Source organism: Saccharopolyspora erythraea, assembly GCF_018141105.1.
Classification (GTDB): Bacteria; Actinomycetota; Actinomycetes; order Mycobacteriales; family Pseudonocardiaceae; genus Saccharopolyspora_D; species Saccharopolyspora_D erythraea_A.
Genome location: NZ_CP054839.1, coordinates 4595251 through 4612052, shown reverse-complemented (window position 1 = coordinate 4612052; position 16802 = coordinate 4595251). Strand labels below are relative to the sequence as shown.

The 16802-nt window shown below is 71.2% G+C and carries 16 protein-coding genes; 8 read left to right on the top strand and 8 right to left on the bottom strand.

What is annotated here, in order from left to right:
• Positions 1 to 4: 4 nt before the first annotated feature.
• On the top strand, positions 5 to 1126 hold the full coding sequence (locus HUO13_RS20715) for a hypothetical protein (protein ID WP_211896776.1): 1122 nt from the start codon (positions 5 to 7) through the stop codon (positions 1124 to 1126).
• Between the two features lie 308 nt (positions 1127 to 1434).
• Here HUO13_RS20715 and thrS read toward each other — a convergent pair whose 3' ends face one another.
• On the bottom strand, positions 1435 to 2652 hold the full coding sequence (gene thrS / locus HUO13_RS20710) for a threonine--tRNA ligase (protein WP_211896775.1): 1218 nt from the start codon (positions 2650 to 2652) through the stop codon (positions 1435 to 1437).
• 190 nt (positions 2653 to 2842) lie between these two features.
• The gene (locus HUO13_RS20705) at positions 2843 to 3472 is read right to left on the bottom strand and encodes a TetR/AcrR family transcriptional regulator (RefSeq protein WP_211896774.1); all 630 of its coding nucleotides are present in this window, start codon (positions 3470 to 3472) and stop codon (positions 2843 to 2845) included.
• A gap of 82 nt (positions 3473 to 3554) precedes the next feature.
• Between HUO13_RS20705 and HUO13_RS20700 the strand changes: the two genes are divergently transcribed.
• From HUO13_RS20700 to HUO13_RS20690, 3 genes are all read left to right on the top strand, one after another.
• On the top strand, positions 3555 to 4190 hold the full coding sequence (locus tag HUO13_RS20700; protein WP_211896773.1) for an NAD(P)-dependent oxidoreductase: 636 nt from the start codon (positions 3555 to 3557) through the stop codon (positions 4188 to 4190).
• 101 nt (positions 4191 to 4291) lie between these two features.
• Entirely contained in the window at positions 4292 to 4777 is a 486-nt protein-coding gene (locus HUO13_RS20695; RefSeq protein WP_211896772.1) for a GyrI-like domain-containing protein, read from the top strand.
• Between the two features lie 103 nt (positions 4778 to 4880).
• The gene (locus tag HUO13_RS20690; protein ID WP_211896771.1) at positions 4881 to 5552 is read left to right on the top strand and encodes a class I SAM-dependent methyltransferase; all 672 of its coding nucleotides are present in this window, start codon (positions 4881 to 4883) and stop codon (positions 5550 to 5552) included.
• Here HUO13_RS20690 and HUO13_RS20685 read toward each other — a convergent pair.
• Positions 5525 to 6700 carry a glycosyltransferase family 9 protein gene (locus HUO13_RS20685; RefSeq protein ID WP_211896770.1) on the bottom strand — a complete coding sequence of 392 codons (1176 nt, stop codon included), beginning with the start codon at positions 6698 to 6700 and terminating at the stop codon, positions 5525 to 5527. The two genes, HUO13_RS20690 and HUO13_RS20685, sit on opposite strands and share 28 nt — an antisense overlap.
• Before the next feature lie 99 nt (positions 6701 to 6799).
• Here HUO13_RS20685 and HUO13_RS20680 point away from each other — a divergent pair, with 99 nt between their 5' ends.
• From HUO13_RS20680 to HUO13_RS20670, 3 genes are all read left to right on the top strand, one after another.
• The gene (locus HUO13_RS20680; RefSeq protein ID WP_249123902.1) at positions 6800 to 7438 is read left to right on the top strand and encodes a GNAT family N-acetyltransferase; all 639 of its coding nucleotides are present in this window, start codon (positions 6800 to 6802) and stop codon (positions 7436 to 7438) included.
• 240 nt (positions 7439 to 7678) lie between these two features.
• A complete protein-coding gene (locus HUO13_RS20675; protein ID WP_211896769.1) occupies positions 7679 to 8551 on the top strand; it encodes a helix-turn-helix domain-containing protein in 873 nt (290 codons plus the stop codon).
• A gap of 319 nt (positions 8552 to 8870) precedes the next feature.
• Entirely contained in the window at positions 8871 to 9761 is an 891-nt protein-coding gene (locus tag HUO13_RS20670) for an NmrA family NAD(P)-binding protein (RefSeq protein ID WP_211896768.1), read from the top strand.
• 33 nt (positions 9762 to 9794) lie between these two features.
• Here the strand turns inward: HUO13_RS20670 and HUO13_RS20665 are convergent, their stop codons facing one another.
• The 4 genes from HUO13_RS20665 to HUO13_RS20650 form a co-directional block, all read right to left on the bottom strand.
• Positions 9795 to 12929 (bottom strand): UvrD-helicase domain-containing protein, encoded by a 3135-nt coding sequence (locus tag HUO13_RS20665; RefSeq protein WP_249123901.1) that lies wholly within the window; start codon positions 12927 to 12929, stop codon positions 9795 to 9797.
• A gap of 20 nt (positions 12930 to 12949) precedes the next feature.
• A complete protein-coding gene (locus tag HUO13_RS20660; RefSeq protein WP_211896766.1) occupies positions 12950 to 14368 on the bottom strand; it encodes a carboxylesterase/lipase family protein in 1419 nt (472 codons plus the stop codon).
• Positions 14369 to 14551: 183 nt separating this feature from the next.
• Entirely contained in the window at positions 14552 to 14902 is a 351-nt protein-coding gene (locus tag HUO13_RS20655; protein WP_211896765.1) for a MerR family transcriptional regulator, read from the bottom strand.
• An 81-nt stretch (positions 14903 to 14983) separates the two neighbouring features.
• A complete protein-coding gene (locus tag HUO13_RS20650) occupies positions 14984 to 15424 on the bottom strand; it encodes an Hsp20/alpha crystallin family protein (protein ID WP_009946872.1) in 441 nt (146 codons plus the stop codon).
• A gap of 262 nt (positions 15425 to 15686) precedes the next feature.
• Here HUO13_RS20650 and HUO13_RS20645 point away from each other — a divergent pair, with 262 nt between their 5' ends.
• Positions 15687 to 16352, top strand: a complete 666-nt coding sequence (locus tag HUO13_RS20645; RefSeq protein WP_211896764.1) for a hypothetical protein — start codon at positions 15687 to 15689, stop codon at positions 16350 to 16352.
• On the opposite strand, the gene HUO13_RS20640 is transcribed toward HUO13_RS20645, so the two are convergent.
• Positions 16349 to 16753 (bottom strand): RidA family protein, encoded by a 405-nt coding sequence (locus tag HUO13_RS20640; protein WP_211896763.1) that lies wholly within the window; start codon positions 16751 to 16753, stop codon positions 16349 to 16351. The genes HUO13_RS20645 and HUO13_RS20640 overlap by 4 nt on opposite strands.
• Positions 16754 to 16802: the final 49 nt, after the last annotated feature.

Here is a 16802-nt window from a genome sequence, read left to right as displayed (position 1 = left end):
TCACGTGACTGTTGAGGGAGAAGTTGCTGGTCAGGGCGTGATGCAGCGCGGGTGGCGAGTCTGCGAGGCGCCGGGATGCGACCGGGTCGTGCGCCGCAAAGGCTCCCGTGGGCCGGTGCCGTCCTACTGCGACCCGGCGGAATTCACCTGGCCGGACGGGCAGAGCTGCAAGGCCAAGGCCGCCGCGGACCGCGCGGCACGCCAGGCCGAGGACGACGAGCCCGGCCTGGAAGCCCTCCGCCGCAGCCAGCACGACCTCGACGCGACACTGCAGGAGTGGACCCAGCCGCTGGCCGAACTGACCCAGGCGCTCACCGCCGCTCGTGAGGAGCAGGCCGCGGTGCGTGACGGGCTGCTGGAGCGGGTCGCCGCCGCCGAACGGGACGCCCGGAACGCCCGGGACGAACGAGAGGCGGCTCTGGCAGCGCAGGCCGAGCAGACCCAGCTCGCCGCGGACGCCACCGCCGAGGCCGAACAGGCGCGCCGCGACCGAGACTCGGCGGTGGCCGAGCGCACCGAAGCCCATCGGGAAGCGGCGCGGGACCGCAGCGCTCGGGAACGGATGCAGGGCACGCTCGAGGAGGTCCGGCAGCGCGCCAGCGCCGCCGAGGCCCGCGCCGCGCAGGCCGAGCTCGACGCGGCGCAGCAAGTCGCCAAAGCCGACGCCCGCGCCACCGCCGCCGAGCGCAAGCTCACCGTGCAACGCGCCACGAGTCGCCGGCTGCAACAGCAGGTGGACGAGCTCACCGCGCGCACGGCCGCCGAGCAGCGGCGAACCCGCCGGGACGCCGAGACGACGATCAACGCGATGCGCACCCAGGCCGACCAGGCCGTCGCGGCGGCACGGGAAGAAACCCGGCGAGTGCAAGACGCGGCAGAACAACGGGCCGAACGTCAGCGTGAGCGCGACGCCGAATTCGGCAAGCTCACCGAGCGGCTCGCCGGCACCACCGAACGACTCCAACAGACCGCCCGACAGCTCGAGTCGGAGCAGGAACACAACCGCACGCTGCGGGCCGCGGTGCTTCAAGCACTCCACGGCCTCCGCGAAGGTCGGCACGATGCGGGGCAGGCCATGGCGGGTCTCGAGAAACTGCTGTACTACGCCGACGACGCGGCAACCTGACCCGGGACACCACGGGACTGTCGCGTGGATGCCGGGGCCGGTCCGTGCGGGGACCAAACTGTAGGGGCAGATGCGCTGCTGGCCGGAGCCCACACCCACGACCTGTCTCCGGCCCTGCATCGCGGCTTTCCCGCGACTGAAACCAGCCGTGAGTGCGTACACCGGCACATTTCGACGCGATCACGCACATCCAGTCACTCCGACGATCTTCGTCACGGTGACGAAATGATCAAAGCCTGGGGCGAGCCGTGCACCGCTCCTGCTGGGGGTGGCCGGGGGATCACAGCGCCCCAGCAGGAGCCGAGCCTTTACACCTGCCAGAGATCGGTGCTGAGCGCACCGACGAGGTCACCGATGCGCGCGAGCACCTCCGCCGCAGGCAGGGAATCCAGGCGGCGCCCGTCACGCAGCCGAAGTGCGACCTCGTCCACCGCGGCTTCCCTCGCGCCGATCACCGCCTGGTACGGCACGGTCCGGGCTGCGCGGATGCGCGCTGCGAGGCTTCCTCGCTCGGGACCGGCCACCTCCGCGCGCAGTCCCCGCTCCTGGCAGCGCCGCACGAGTGCGCGGGCCTGCTCGGCTTCGGCTTCCGACACCGGCAGCACCACCAGCTGGGTCGGGGCGAGCCAGGCGGGAAACGCGCCGCCGTGCAGCTCGACGAGGTGCGCCACCACCCGTTCCACGCTGCCGATGATGCTGCGGTGCACCATGATCGGCCGGTGCCGGTCGCCGTCGGCGCCGACGTAGTGCAGGTCGAACCGCTCGGGCTGGTGGAAGTCGACCTGCACGGTCGACAGGGTCGCCTCCCGGCCTGCGCTGTCGGCGACCTGGACGTCGATCTTGGGTCCGTAGAACGCGGCCTCGCCCTCGACGGACTCGTAGATCACGCCACACCGGTCGAGCACTTCGACCAGCAGCGCCGCCGCGCGCTGCCACATCCGCGGGGCGGCGACGTACTTTCCGCCCGCACCGGGCAGGGAAAGCCGGTAGCGGGCGGCCCGGATGCCCAGCGCGTCGTAGGCGCGGCGGATCAGCTCCAGGGCGGCCGCGGCCTCCTCGGCGACCTGCTCCAGGGTGCAGAAGATGTGCGCGTCGTTGAGGTGAATGGCCCGGACCCGGGTCAGCCCGCCGAGCACTCCCGACAGCTCCGAGCGGTACATCCCGCCCAGCTCGGCCATCCGCAGCGGCAGTTCGCGGTAGCTGTGGGAGCGGGAGCGGTAGATCAGCGCGTGGTGCGGGCACAGGCTGGGACGCAGGACGACCTGCTCGGCGCCCAGCCGCATGGGCGGGAACATGTCGTCGCGGTAGTGGTCCCAGTGCCCGGAGATCTCGTAGAGCTCCCGCTTGCCCAGCACGGGTGAGTACACGTGCCGGTAGCCGGCGCGACGCTCGGCGTCGCGGATGTACTCCTCGAGGGTGTGGCGCACGAGCGCGCCATCGGGCAGCCAGTAGGGCAGTCCCGCGCCGATCAGCGGGTCGCTGTCGAACAGTCCGAGCTCGCGGCCGAGCTTGCGGTGGTCGGGCATCGTGGTCTCCTCACAAGGGGCGGGTGACCACAGGCCGAAGCCCCGGGGCACTCGCCCCGGGGCTTCGGATACGAACAGTTCAGCGCGCCGGGACACTCTCCGGCGTCGTCGTCATGCCAGCGCGCTGCATGGCGGCGACAGTAGCGGGACGCCCCGCCATCGTGCACCCGAATTTCCGCCGCACACCCGCTCAGCTGTTGTCCGCGGCGATGCCGTCGAGCGCCGCGTGCACGATGTCGGCGGCGAACTGCTCGTCGTCCTGCGCGGCGGAGCTGAAGAACAGGTCGAGGAACGCACGGTGGAAGCACGCGCCGATGAGCAGCGTCGCCGCCGCGTCCGCGTTGACGTCGGCCGCGACCCGCCCCAGGCGCTGCTCCGCGCGCAGGTAGTCGGCCAGGTGCCGGGTCGGGACCTCGGGGCCGGTGCCCGGCGCGAGCTTGCGCCGGTGGGCGGCCAGCAGCTCCGGGCTGGCGAACAGCGAGGCCGCCATCGGGAACGACTCGCGGTAGAAGCCCACGGCGATCCCGACGACCTCCCGCAGGTGCCCGGCCACGTCCCCGTCGCCGGCGCGACCCGGCAGCTCGGTGACCGCCTGGGCCAGGCGCGGTGCGCGTTCGTGCAGCACCCGCACGAAGATCTCTTCCTTGTCCTGAAAGTGCTTGTACAGCGCCGCTTCCGAGCATCCCGCCGCACGCGCGATCTCCTTGGTCGTGGTGCGCACGATCCCCGCGGTGCTCATCAGCCGGGCGGCCGCGTCGAGGATGCGCGACCGCGTCAGCGCACCGCCGGTCAGCGCGGGCACAGCGGCGTCGTCAGTCATGCCCGCAACCCTACCTTGACAGGTGAGCGAACACTCACCCATAGTGGGTGAGTACTTACTCACCCTTGTGGAGCGACCTCCGATGAAGATCACCGTGCTCGGTGCGACCGGCGGCGTCGGGCAGCACCTGCTCACCCACGCCCTGTCCGACGGTCACCAGGTCACCGCCGCCGTCCGCAACCCCGCCAAGGTGGCCACCCGGCACGCCGGCCTGACCGTGGTGCGCACCGACGCCCTCGACGCCGACTCGGTGAAGTCGGCCATCGCCGGCGCCGACGCCGTGGTCTCCGGCATCGGCGCGGCCGGACGCCGCGACCCGCTCAAACCGGCCTCCACCTCGGCGCGGGCGGTGGTGGAGGCGATGACCGCGACGGAGGTCAGGCGGCTGGTCGTCGTCAGCGCCGCCCCGCTCAACCGATCGGGTGCCGGTCAGACGTGGCTCGCCCGTCGCGTGTTCTCGCCGCTGCTGTGGGCGGTCCTCGACGACCTCTACCGCGACCTGGAACGGATGGAGCAGGTGCTGCGCGACAGCGGCCTGGACTGGACGTCCGTGCGACCGCCGAAGCTGACCGACAACCCCGGCCGCGGCCACTACCGCCACACCGTCGAGACCGGCCCGCCCGGCAACGAGATCGCCCGGGCCGACGTCGCGCGCGCGATGCTGGACTTCCTCGGTGAGCCCGCCACCATCGGCCACGCGGTCGGGGTGAGCGCGTGAGGGTGCCGCGTCTTGCGCTCGGGTGGCATCTGTAGTTGCGTGGGCGGGACGGGCCGACGGCCCTGCCCGCCCACCATCGTCCCGGGGGAACGGAAAAAGCCATGTCCGAGGTCAACGCCGCCACCGAGCCGGAACTGCTCGTCGTCGAACCGGTGACCACCGCCGCGATCCGCGATGTCGTGGCGATGAGCGCGATCCGGGACTTCTTCGACAACTCCTTCAGCACCATCGCCGGTGTGCTGGCCGCCCAGTCCGTGGCTCCGACGGGCGCGGCGTTCGGCCTCTACCACCAGCCTCCGGGCGACATCCTCGACATCGAGGTCGGGTTCCCCACCGACCGCGCCGTGCAGCCCGAGGGCCCGGTCTTCGTCGGCACCCTGCCCGGCGGCCGGGTCGCCCGCACCATCCACGTGGGCGGTTTCGACGGCCTGGGCTCCTCGTGGGAGCGCCTGCGCGACTGGATCCAGCGGCAGGGCCTGACCCCCGGCCCGGTGATGTGGGAGGTCTACCTGGTCGAACCCGCCCCGGACATGGATCCCAGCGCACTGCGCACCGAGCTCAACTGGACGCTGGCCGACCAGTCCTGAGCCCGCCGGGCGCCGGGTGCCGCGCTGATAGCGTGCCGATCATGACCGAGCCGCCAGTGCCCACCGGGGCGACCGAATCCCGTGCGCTGGACCGGCGGATGCGATGACCGGCGCGCTTCTGAGGGCACTGGACCACTTCAACGCCGCACATCCGTGGGACCACAACGCCCACCACCACGCCTGGATCCTGCGGCGGCTGCCCGCGATGTTCTCCCGCGCGCTCGACGTGGGGTGCGGCAGCGGCGATCTCGCCCGGCTGCTCGCCGGGCGTGCCGACGAGGTGCTGGCGGTGGACCGGGACCCCTCGATCGTCGAACACGCCCGCAGCCTGTCCCGCGAATACACCAACATCGACTTCGTCGCCGACGACGTCACCGAGCTCGAACTCCCCGGCGACCAAGACGTGATCACGTGCGTCGCCACCCTGCACCACCTGCCGTTCACCACGACGCTGCGCCGGTTCCGCAACGCACTCGCGCCCGGCGGCACGCTGGTCGTGCTGGGCGTCTACCGCGAGCGGACAGCGGGCGACCGGATGCTGAGCGCGGCAGCGGCTCCGGCGAACCTGGTGGTGGGGTGGCTGAAAACCCGGGCACGGCGGCGTCGCGGCGAGACGGGACGCCCTGCCTCGATGACGGCCCCGACGAAACCGGCGTCGATGACCTTCACCGAGATCACCGAGCAGGCGCGGGCAGAACTGCCCGGGGCAGTGCTGCGCCGGCACCTGTTCTGGCGGTACTCGCTGGTCTACCGGGCGCCCTCGGCCGCGCGGTGACCGGATTCGGGCAGGTAGCGCACATGCACGTTGTCCACGCTGTACATGACATCGGTGCGGCCCTTGAACATGCGGTGGATGCGCGCGAAGTGGTCGGTCATGGCCGTGTCGAAGTCGGCCTCGCCGCTGAGCAGCCAGCTCGCGCCCGCCACCAGCTCGTCGAGGTCGGCCTCGATGCGTTCGGCCGACATGCTCGGTGAACGCGGTCCGTCGTCCTGCACCGGCTCGGGGTCGTTGCCGAGCATGACGTAGCACGGGAAGCGGTCGATGTCGGGAAGCACCGAGTAGAACGGCACTCCCGGGTTGAAGTAGTACTCCGCCCACTTGTTGCCGGCCAGCGCCAGCCACGGCGTCCCGACCGCCATCGCCGCGAACGCGAAACCGGTGTGCGGAGACAGCAGCAGATCGCAGCGTTGCACCGCCGCGAGCTGCTCGGCCAGCGGCACGTCCACGGCCGAACCGGTGGTCGGCACCACCGCGCTCAACTCGTCGAACTCCTCGCGGCTGAACCCCGTGGTGCTGCGCCCGTCGTCGACGAGCTTGCCCACGAAGCAGAACCGCGCCTCGGGGTGGCGCCGGGCCAGGGCCGACAGCATCCGCTTCCACGACTCCAGCGACGGATACATCCACCGCTGGTCGCTGCCGGCGGGCAGGACGGCGATGGTGGGCGAGCCGTGGGGCATCCGTGCGGCCGCGGCCGCACGGGCTTCGGCGGGCAGCTGCAACTCCAGCCGGTTGCCGGGCGTGTACGCGGGCCGGGGTGCGCCGACGACGAGGTGCTCCCGGGCGGCGCGGAAGTGCTGGGCCGCACGGTCGTAGTAGGAGGCCAGACCGGGGAAGAACTCGCGCTGCCAGTCCATGCGACCGCGCGGGTCGTCGAGCACCCAGTCCCAGTCACGCGGTACGTGTGCGAGGACGTCGGGGGACGGCTCGCCGAACACGTCGACGTCGACGGTGTAGACCTCGTCGATGAACGGGCACCACTCGGCCAGATCGACCGCGGTGTCGGCCTTGAGCACCACACCGATTCGGCGCGACGGATCGGCCCGGCGGAACCCGAGGCAGTGCTGCAACGCCTCCACCGCATGCCCGACCGGGTGGCAGTAGACGAAGTTGACCAGGACGGACTCCGCGGCATTCGCATTCATCACCGCGACTTTACGAGGCCGCGCCACCGCTTTTCGCCGATCGTGCGCAGGGAACTGCAAGACTGTGCGCGTCCGACGAGGAAGGGAGTGCCGGGCGTGATGGAGATTCGTGCTTTCGCCGAGTCCGACCGTGCGGAGCTGCGGGAGCTGTTCGGCCGCGCCGGCGAGGGGGCACCGTCGGCGTCGCTGTGGGGACACCAGGAGTCCGAGGCGGCGGTCTACCTCGACCCCTACATGGATCTGGAGCCGGAGTCGCTGCTGGTCGCCACCGCCGACGGGGCGTTGGCCGGCTACCTGGCGGGCTGCCTGGACACCGCGGCCTTTCCCAGCGAGAGCAAGCGCATGGACCAGGCCATCAGGAACCACCGGCTGATGCTGCGCCCCGCGACCGCGGGCTTCTTCGGCCGCGCACTGGTGGACATGGCCTCGGCGGCGATCCGCCGCCGGCCCACCGCAGGCGATTTCCACGACCCGCGGTGGCCTGCGCACCTGCACATCAACGTCGCACCCCTGGCACGGGGGACCGGCGCCGCCGACGGGCTGATGCACCGCTGGTTCGACCGGCTCCGCGAGACCGGCTCGCCCGGTTGCCACCTGCAGACGCTGAGCGAGAACACCCGAGCGGTCCGGTTCTTCGAACGCATGGGCTTCACCCGGCACGGACCGACACCGCTGGTGCCCGGCGTGCGCCACCACGGCGCCCGACTGCACCAGCAGACGATGGTCTGGAACCCCTGAGGGCCCTGCCCGGTCATCGGAGGTGGCTGCCCGGGATGTCAGCGGTGGCGAACTCGAGCCGCGTGCACAAGAAGCCGGAGAACGTCCGCCGCCACGAACCGTGAGAAGTGGACTGGCAGCGAGCGTCGTTGCTGCTCATACCTGGCCCTGGCCGAGTGGACGATCTGTCTGGTTGTCGGGTCGATGGGGTGGGTGTTGTGCTCCTACCCGGGGGCCGGGTGAGCTGCCTACGGTGGGTTCATGGACTCATGGGAGGCGAAGGAGCTGGACAACCCGCTGGGCGTGTTCCTGCGGGCGCGGCGCCAGCAGGTGCGTCCGGAGCAGCAGTGCATCGTGCCGGGCGGAGCCCGGCAGGTGGCGGGGCTGCGGCGCGATGAGGTCGCGATGCTGGCGGGGATCAGCACGGACTACTACGCGCGGATGGAGCAGGGCCGGGAGCGGCACCCTTCGCGCAAGGTGGTGGACGCGCTGTCGGCGGCTTTGCTGCTGGACCGCGCCTCGTCGCGGTTTCTGCGCGAACTCGCCGCGGGCGACGACGACGCCGCGGTAGGTGATCCTCTTGCAGCGGGGCGGCTGGATGCGGTCCGGCCGTTGCTCGGCTCGTTGACCGTCCCCGCGATCCTGGTGGACCGCTGGCTCAACATCGTGGCCGCCAACGCGTTGGGCGAGGTGCTTCACGAGGGACTGGAGCACCGGGAGAACTACGCCCGGATGGTGTTCCTGTCGCCGGGGGCCCAGGAGTTCTTCGCCGACTGGTCGGAGCTGGCCCGCTGCATGGTGGCGGCGTTGCGCGCCGGCGCCGGTTCCGCGGCGGGTTCGGCCCGGTTGGAGCGGCTGGTGGGGGAGCTCGCCGTGGCCAGCGAGGTGTTCAGCACCGCCTGGGCGCAGCACGACGTGTACGAGAAGGCCGTCGACCGCAAGCGGTTCCGGCACCCGCTGGTCGGCGCGCTGGTGTTCAACCAGCACGTGCTGGAACTCCCCGACAGCGACGGTCACCAGATCTGGGCTTACCACCCCACCGACGACGCCACGGAAGAAGCGCTGGTGCGTCTCGGGTCGCTTGCCACGTTGTCGGCTTCCACGTTCACCACCCGAGAAGTACGCACATCATGACGCCTCGGCGAACCGCCCTTTGGCGCACGGCACCTGGGCTCGCTGGTGGTATCGGAATAGAACTTCGCGAACAGCAAGCGGAACGTGCGGCAACTCGTCCGGGCTCGCCGCACGTCACGGAGCGACACCTTGCGCAGCTCGCGCTCGCCTGGATCTCCCATCAGGGCGATCACGTCGTCTCTCCCCGGCACCAAACGGCGTGCCTACTCGCAGGACACCCTCGCAGCCATCGGAATCAGTCTTTCCCCGGACGATCTCGCCGAGATCTCTGCAATAGCCGCACCTGATGCGGGAAACCGCTACTGACACAGGAAGAATCATGTACGTCATCACCGGAGCCAGCGGCCGCACCGGCCGCGCGGCGGCATCGCACCTGCTGGAAAACGGCCACAACGTGCGAGCAGTCGGCCGCAATCCGCGCAACCTCGCGCACCTCGCCGACCACGGAGTCCAGATCCACCAGGCCGACCAATCCGACCCCACCGCGATGACCAGCGCTCTCCGCGGAGCAGATGCCGCCTACTTGGTCATCCAACCCAACTACATCCCCGACCACCCCGACTTCGCCGCCTTCCAGGACCACGCGGCAGCCGCCCTCACCGACGCTGTCACCCAATCCGGGGTGCCCCGTGTCGTAGCGCTGAGCAGCTGGGGAGCACAACACACCAGCGGAACCGGCCCCGTTGCAGGCTTGCACCGCTTCGAGAACCGTCTTTCGAGCATTCCCGGAGTGGACATCACGTGGCTGCGCGCGGGCTACTACATGGAAAACCTCCTCGACCACCTCGACTCCGTGCGTACCCGACGTCGGATCATCGCGCCGTTCGACCCCGACGTGCCACTGCCGCTGATCACCACGACCGACGTCGGCATCGCCGCGGCCGAGGAACTGACACGACCACAGACCGGGACACTAATCCGGGAACTGCACGGTGAACGAGACGTGAGCATGAACGAGGTCGCACGGGCGATCGCAACAGCGATCGACGCACCCGTGACCTACGAACGCTGCACTGTGGAGACTTTCCACGAGCAACTGCGCGAAGCCGGTGTGTCGGACAACGTCGCCGCGATGATGGCGGAAGTCCCGCACGCTGTGAACACCGGTCACCTGCGCATGACCCAGCCGCGAACCCCGGAGACAGCCACCCCGACATCGCTGGAGACATTCATCAAGACCGAATTCGTGCCTGCACTCAACGCCTTCTGAACAGCCCTGCGAAGACGGCAGCGCCGTGCCCGGTCACAGCAGGCTCAGCTGGGTCGCGCGAGTGCGACGGCGGGCGGGCGCGGCGATGCGCTCGACGATGTCCTCGCCCAGGCCCGCCAGGAACGGCGAGGGGCGGCTGTCGCGTTCGGTGCCGTGCCGGGTGCGGCGGGCCGCGCGGGTGAGGTAGAGGTGGTCCTGGGCGCGGGTCATCCCGACGAAGAACAGCCGGCGTTCCTCGGCGATGTCGTCGTCCCCTGGTGTGGAGCCCGGCCAGTGCAGCGGCAGCAGACCGTCCTCGCAGCCCACGACGAACACCACCGGGAACTCCAATCCCTTGGCCGCGTGCAGGGTGAGCAGCGAGATGGCGTCGGCGCGCGGGTCCAGCGCGTCGACCTCGGCGCCGAGCATCAGTTCGCGGCGGAAGCGCTGCACGTCGTCGCCGCAGCGCTGCGCCAGCGGTGTGAGCAGTTCGGCGGCCGCGTGGATTTCGGCGGTCTGCTCCTGGCCGGCATCGGGCATCGCGGTCAGCACCGCCTCGGCGGCCCACCGCACCCGCTCGGGCACCGAGCCCTCCCGCGCCGGCATCAGTGCGAGCTCACGCATGAGGTGGTCGACGCCGGGGCGGGCCGAGAGCGGGTCGTGCGAGCGCTTCTGCACCGGCAGGCCGCAGCGCACCAGTTCGTCGAGCACGGCCCGCGACTGCGAGTCCGTGCGGTAGAGGACCGCGATGTCGGCGAAGCCGATGCCGCCGGGCCCGTCGCCGTCGACGCGGCCGCTGTCGAGGGAGTGGAACGAGGCGCCGCCGAGCAGCCGGTCGATGCTGCGGGCCACGAACGCGGCTTCGGCGTGCTCGTCGGCGGCCTCGTGCACGGTGATGCGCTGCGCCGGCCGGTCACCGGCGGGCAGCAGGACGCGGTCGGGCACCAGCGTGCTGGGTCGGATGGCCCGCACCGCGCCGTCGAGGATGTGTCGTCCGCTGCGGTAGTTGCGGGTCAGCTGCACCACCGGAGCCTGCGGCCAGTCCTTTTGGAAACGCAGGAAGAACCCGACGTCGGCACCGCGGAAGGAGTAGATCGCCTGGTCGGGGTCGCCGATGGCGGTCAGGTTCGCCGCGGCGGGGGCGAGTTGGCGCAGCAGCCGGTACTGCATCTCGTCGACGTCCTGGTACTCGTCGACGGTGATCCAGCGGAACCGGTCGCGGTAGGCCGCACGCAGATCGCCGTCGGACTCCAGCAGCCGCACCGGCAGCACGATCAGGTCGTCGAAGTCGATCAGGTTCCGCTCGCGCAGTGCGGTGGTGTAGCGGTGCAGGGCGGACGCGGTGTCCTCATCGGTGTCGCCGCCTCGGCGGGCGCGCGACAGCTCAGAGCGCAGCGCCCGCGCGGCGCGCTCGTCACCGGCGACCTCGGTGAGGACCTCGTGCTGCACGCTCGCGTCGGCCAGTCCGAAGTCGGCGCTGAGCCCTGCCTTGTCGTGGTGGTCGCGCAGGAGCTGGAGGCCGAAGGAGTGGAAGGTGGCCACGGTCAGCTCTGCGGCGGTGGGACCGGCCAGCGCGTGCAGCCGCTCGGTCATCTCCTCCGCGGCGCGCCGGGTGAAGGTGATGGCCAGGCACTCCCGCGCCGGGACCTGCCTTTCCAGCACCAGGTGCGCGATGCGGTGGGTCACGGTGCGGGTCTTGCCGGTTCCGGGGCCGGCGACGATCAGCAGCGGTCCGGACTCGACCGAGGCCGCGGCGCGCTGGTCGGGGTCGAGCCCGGCGAGCACACCGTCGGCGGCGTCCGGCCGGGCCGCGGGTGTTTGCGGCTCGTCGGCGGGTTCCGGTGGGTTCGGCTCGACCGTTGCGGGCCGGGTCGGCGCGGGTCGGGCCGGGGTGAACAGCGCGTCGTCGAAGAGGGCTGAGGCGTGGCCGCTGCGAAGCCGATGGAGCTCGCCCGGCTCGAACAGCCGGATCACGCCGTACTCGCCGTCGTAGCCGGACTCGCGGATGACCTGGCCGCGCCGCAACCGGTCGACCGCCTCGGCCAGCGGCTCCGAGCTGCGGCGCAGCTCGTCGAGCGGCACCTGTTCCAGGATGGACAGTTCCGGTCCGTGCGCCGCGGTGAGCCGGTCGATCTCGCTGCGGACCTTCTTGCTCTTCGGGCCCACGCCCAGGATCTCGCCGACGATCTCCGGCAGCGGGATGAGGTTGCGGTATCCGGCGGCGCCGTCCGGGCGGACCCCCGCGGGCCGGTCGGCCAGCGCGTCGACGCGGTGCAGCACCCCGACGGTCAGCGGCTTGCCGCAGCTCGGGCACCGCCCGCCGTGGGCGCGGGTGTCGCCGGGTTCCATCCGCACGTCGCACTTGCGGTGCCCGTCGAGGTGGTACTTGCCCTCCTCGGGGAAGAACTCCACGGTGCCCTCGTAGCCGGCACCGGTGCGCAGCGCGTCGCGCACGGCGAAGTAGTCGAGGTCGGTGTCGAAGACGCTGGCCTCGCGCCCCAGCATCGGCGGGGAGTGCGCGTCGGAGTGGCTGACCAGCGTGTAGCGGTCCAGCATCGACACCCGCCAGTTCATCTCCGGGTCGCTGGACAGGCCGGTCTCCAGGGCGAAGATGTACTCGGAGAGGTCGCGGTAGCACTCCTCGATGCTGTTGAACCCGGCCTTGGAGCCCAGCACCGCGAACCACGGCGTCCAGATGTGGGCGGGCACCAGGTAGGCGCCGTCGCCGCTTTCCAGCGTGATCTCCAGCAGGTCGCGGGAGTCCAGGCCCAGGATCGGCCTGCCGTCGGAACCGAGGTTGCCGATGCGCCCCAGCCGCTGGTTGAACTTCTCGGCCGCGGCGAAGTCCGGCATGTAGCACAGGTGGTGGACCTTGCGGGTGAAGTCGCCGTACTTGTAGATGGTGGAGATCTCGACCGAGAGCATGAACCGGACGTCGCCGGAGCAGGTCGGCGGCATGGTGCGGGAGAACTCGCGGTCGTGTTCCGGGCGCAGCCGGAACACCCCGGGCTCGGCGGGTTCCAGCACCTCGCGCAGGTGCGCGAACCACGCCGGGTGGGTGAAGTCGCCGGTGCCCACCAGGCTGATCCCCTTGCGCCGCGCCCACCACGTCAGGTGCTCGATGTCGCAGTCCTTGCTGCACGCGCGGGAGTACTTCGAGTGGATGTGCAGATCGGCGTAATAGCGCACCGGGCGATCCTGCCAGGAGATCACCGGAACCAGAGATCCAGGGGCGGCGCCAGGATCCGCTGCGGGTCGGCGTTGTCGACGTCCCACACCCGGACCGGTCGCGCTGCCGCGCCGAGCGGACGCCAGCCCGGGTCACCGGTCGCGGCGAAGTCCGCCCACGCCCGCATCATGCGCTGCGACAGCGCGCGGTCGGCGTCGTCGGGCGGGCCGCCGATGAGGAACTCCGCCTCGGGTGCCTCGATGTTGCCGAAGCAGAAAGGCACGTCCGCGCAATGCCACGGGTGCACCGCAGATCCGTCCGGGCGGCGGCGTTGCCGCGCGAAGCGCGCCAGGTAGGTCTGCCCGCCCGCCTCGGCGTGGCGCAACGCCAGCCGCGTGCTGTGGGCGCCGAAGATCCGGTCGCCGAACAGCGCGAGGTAGAGCTCGCGCACGGTCGCCCCGGGCATCGCATCGCGGTAGCCGGCCAGCACGGACGCGGGAATGTCGAGCGCACGGGCGAAGTCGGCGAGCGCGTCGTCGTCCTGCACGCGGGCGAGGCCGCCGACCTCGTCGAACAACCAGTACTCCCGCGTGGTGTGGCAGACCAGCAGCTCCACGGCCGGGTCGGGGCGCGGGTCGTGGTCCAGGACCGGGCCGTAGAGCACCGGGTCGTAGCCGCGACGGCCCGGCGCGGTGCCGAGCGAGGCCGCCGCGACCCGGTCGGAGGCGGCCACGAGCTGCCTCGGCGAAGTCAGGGCCGGTGCGACACCGGCCTGCGCCGCCACCTCCTGCGCGATCGTGGCGGCGAAGTCCGAGGAGAAGCAGGCGTCCGGGACGCTGTGAAGGATCGCGCGCTGGAACAGCCCCGGCGCGAGATCCATCGCGTGGTCCATCAGGCAGACGATCGAACCCGCTCCCGAGGACTGCCCGCAGACGGTGACCGCGGCAGGATCACCGCCGAAGCCCGCGATGTTGTCGCGGACCCAGCGCAGCGCAGCGGCCTGGTCGAGCAGCCCGCGGTTGTCCGGGAAGTCTTCCAGGCGCCCGAAACCATCGAAGCCGAGCCGGAAGTTGCACGTCACCACGACGAGCCCGGCTCGCGCGAGCGCGGCGCCGTCGAAGTCCGGCTGCGCTGAGGACCCGAAGCTGTAAGCGCCACCGTGGATCCACACCAGCACCGGCAGTCGCTCGGCTGGCTGCGGCGTCCACACGTTGAGGGTGAGCACGTCCTCGTCCCGCGGCGACCACACCGGTGCACCGGGAAGCCGCGCCGACTGCGGTGCGACCGGCCCGAAGCGGTGGCAGTCGCGTACCCCGGACCACGGCCGCGCGGGCCGTGGGGGCAGGAAGCGGCGAGGGCCGAACGGTGGCGTGGCGTAGGGGATGCCGAGGAACGCGGTCACGCCGGCGACCGGCCTGCCCCGCACGCGCCCTGACTCGGTGATCGTCTCCAGGTCCACTGGCGTAGCACTCTGCGCCGGGAGTGCCTGCGGCGCAAGCGGATTGCGGCACCGGACATCGGTGTCCTGGCCAGTGAGTCGAGTACCAGCCGAGGTCGAGGTGAGGACGGCCGGTGACGGGTCTGCGTCCATGCAGAACATCGCGACCGCAGTGCACTGGGAAGCAGACGCGGAGACCGAGCTTCACCGCGGCACGCGCTGGTTGTGGTCGCCGCCGCTGTCCAGTTCGGCGAGACGGGCGTGGGCGGCGGCCAGGTCGCGTTCCAGCTCGGCGATCCGGCACGCCGCGGACAGCACGGTGTGGCCCGCGTCGAGCAGCTCCCGCACCCGGGCGGCCAGGGTCAGCTCGGTGCGGCTGTAGCGGCGGTGCCCGCCGTCGGAGCGCTCGGGGGCCAGCAGCCCCGCTGCGTCCAGGCTGCGCAGGAAGTCGGGGGTGACACCGAGCATCTCGGCGGCGCGGCCCATCGTGTAGGCGGGGTAGTCGGCGTCGTCGAACGCCCTGGATGCCCGGCTGGTCGTGCGGTTTTCGGTCATACCCCGTCCTGCCTGTCGCGAACGAATGAGCGCGGGCCCAGGACCGGGAGGGAGAACGGTCCTCGGGCCCGCGCGGGATGGTCAGCCGCTGGAGCCTTCGATCACCCTGCGGCCGCCACCGTGGCCGACCTCGATCCGCCGGGGCTTGGCGCGCTCGGCCACCGGCAGGGTCACCGTCAGCACGCCGTCGGTGTAGTCGGCGCTGATGTGCTCCAGGTCGAGACCCGTGCCCAGCGACAGCTGCCGGGAGAACGCACCCCGGGGACGTTCGGTCATCAGATAGCTGACCTCGCCCTCACCGGCGGGGCGGGCGCGCCGCTCGGCCCGCACGGTCAGGGTGTTGTTCTCGGCGTCGACCTGCAGCGAGTCCGGGTCGATGCCGGGCAGGTCGAACTCCACCACGTAGTTCTCCCCGTCCCGGTAGGCGTCCATGGCCATCGCCTGCGGCGCGCGGGAGCTGCCGAGCACCTCGGTGGCCAGCCGGTTGAGATCGCGGAAGAACGGGTCGAACGCCAGCGTCATCACCCACCACTTCCTTCCAGGTGTTCGCGGACGACCAACGTGGTCGGCGCGGGCTCATCCGATGCCCGGACGCCCGCGCACCGTGTCGCGGCACTGCTGTCGACAGCCACCCCACCTCCCTGTTGTTGCTGGTAGAAGACTTGGCAGCAGGTCGGACACCACTTATTCTGTGACTGCCACCACAGATTTTCAAGCGTGGTCCGCCATGCAAATGTCACCCGTCGGTGGCGGAAGTCTTCGTCGGTGAGAGGTGGTGCCGAAGATGGCAGCGCGGCACGTGGTGTACCGGTGCGAACTGGACCGGCGGCCCCGGTGGTCGGGCTATGCGCCCGGCTGTGAAGACCTGTCCGTCCGCGCCGACACGCTCGGACGGGCCCAGCAGCTCATGGCGTCGGCGATCCCGTGCTCGCACCGGTGCGAGCACACCGAGCACTCCACCTGGGAAGGGTTGTGGGTTCGCGAGGCGCTCGATGACCGAGCCCTGGAGCGCGAGCACACCACCCGGGTGCTGCTGGAGGCCCTGGCCGATGCCCGGCTGCGTGCCCGGCTCGCGGCCCTGCCCGCTTGCCCGGCGGGCGGCGTGCCGGTGGTCGTCGGCGTACCCGGCGACAGCGTGGACTGGATCGTGAGCCAGCACGGCGGATGCGGAGCGCTGGTCGTGGCCGCGGCGCTGACCAACCACCGGCTGTGGTGGAACGCCCTGCTGCCGGCTGACCGCGCGGCCGGCACCGGACTGCGGGTCCGCGGCGACCTGGCCGGGCTCGGCCTGGACACCGCCGAAGCCACCCTCGACGACTGGATGGCCGCAAGCGACTGCGGGAACGCGACACTGCTGCTGGAACAACCCGCCGTCACCACGCCGGCAGCGATGACCGGCCCCGGCCGCCCCGTCGCTGAGCCGGCTCAGCGGCACCACGCAGGCCGCTAGTGGCCTACGGCGATCGCCTCGACCTCCACGAGCTGGTCGTCGTAGCCCAGCACGCTCACGCCGAGCAGCGTGTTCGGCGGTTCGTGCGCACCGAAGGCCTCGCGCACCACTTCCCACACCGCGACCAGGTCTTCCTGGCGCTGGGAGACCACGTACACGGTGCACTTGACGACATCGTCCAGTTCCGCGCCCGCGTCGCGCAGCGCCACCCGCAGGTTGGCCATCACCTGCCGGGCCTGGCCGACGTGGTCGCCGACGGCGACGGTGGCGCCCTCGGTGTCCAGCGGGCAGGCGCCCGCAGCGAAAACCAGGCGCGCGGTGGGGTCGACCCGCGCGGCGTAGGCGTACTCGGCTACATCGGACAGTTCGCGGCTGCGGACGAGGCTGAAGGAATCGGACACCTCCTCGACGCTACACAAGATCGACGTGCGGTGTCGGAAAGGAAATCCG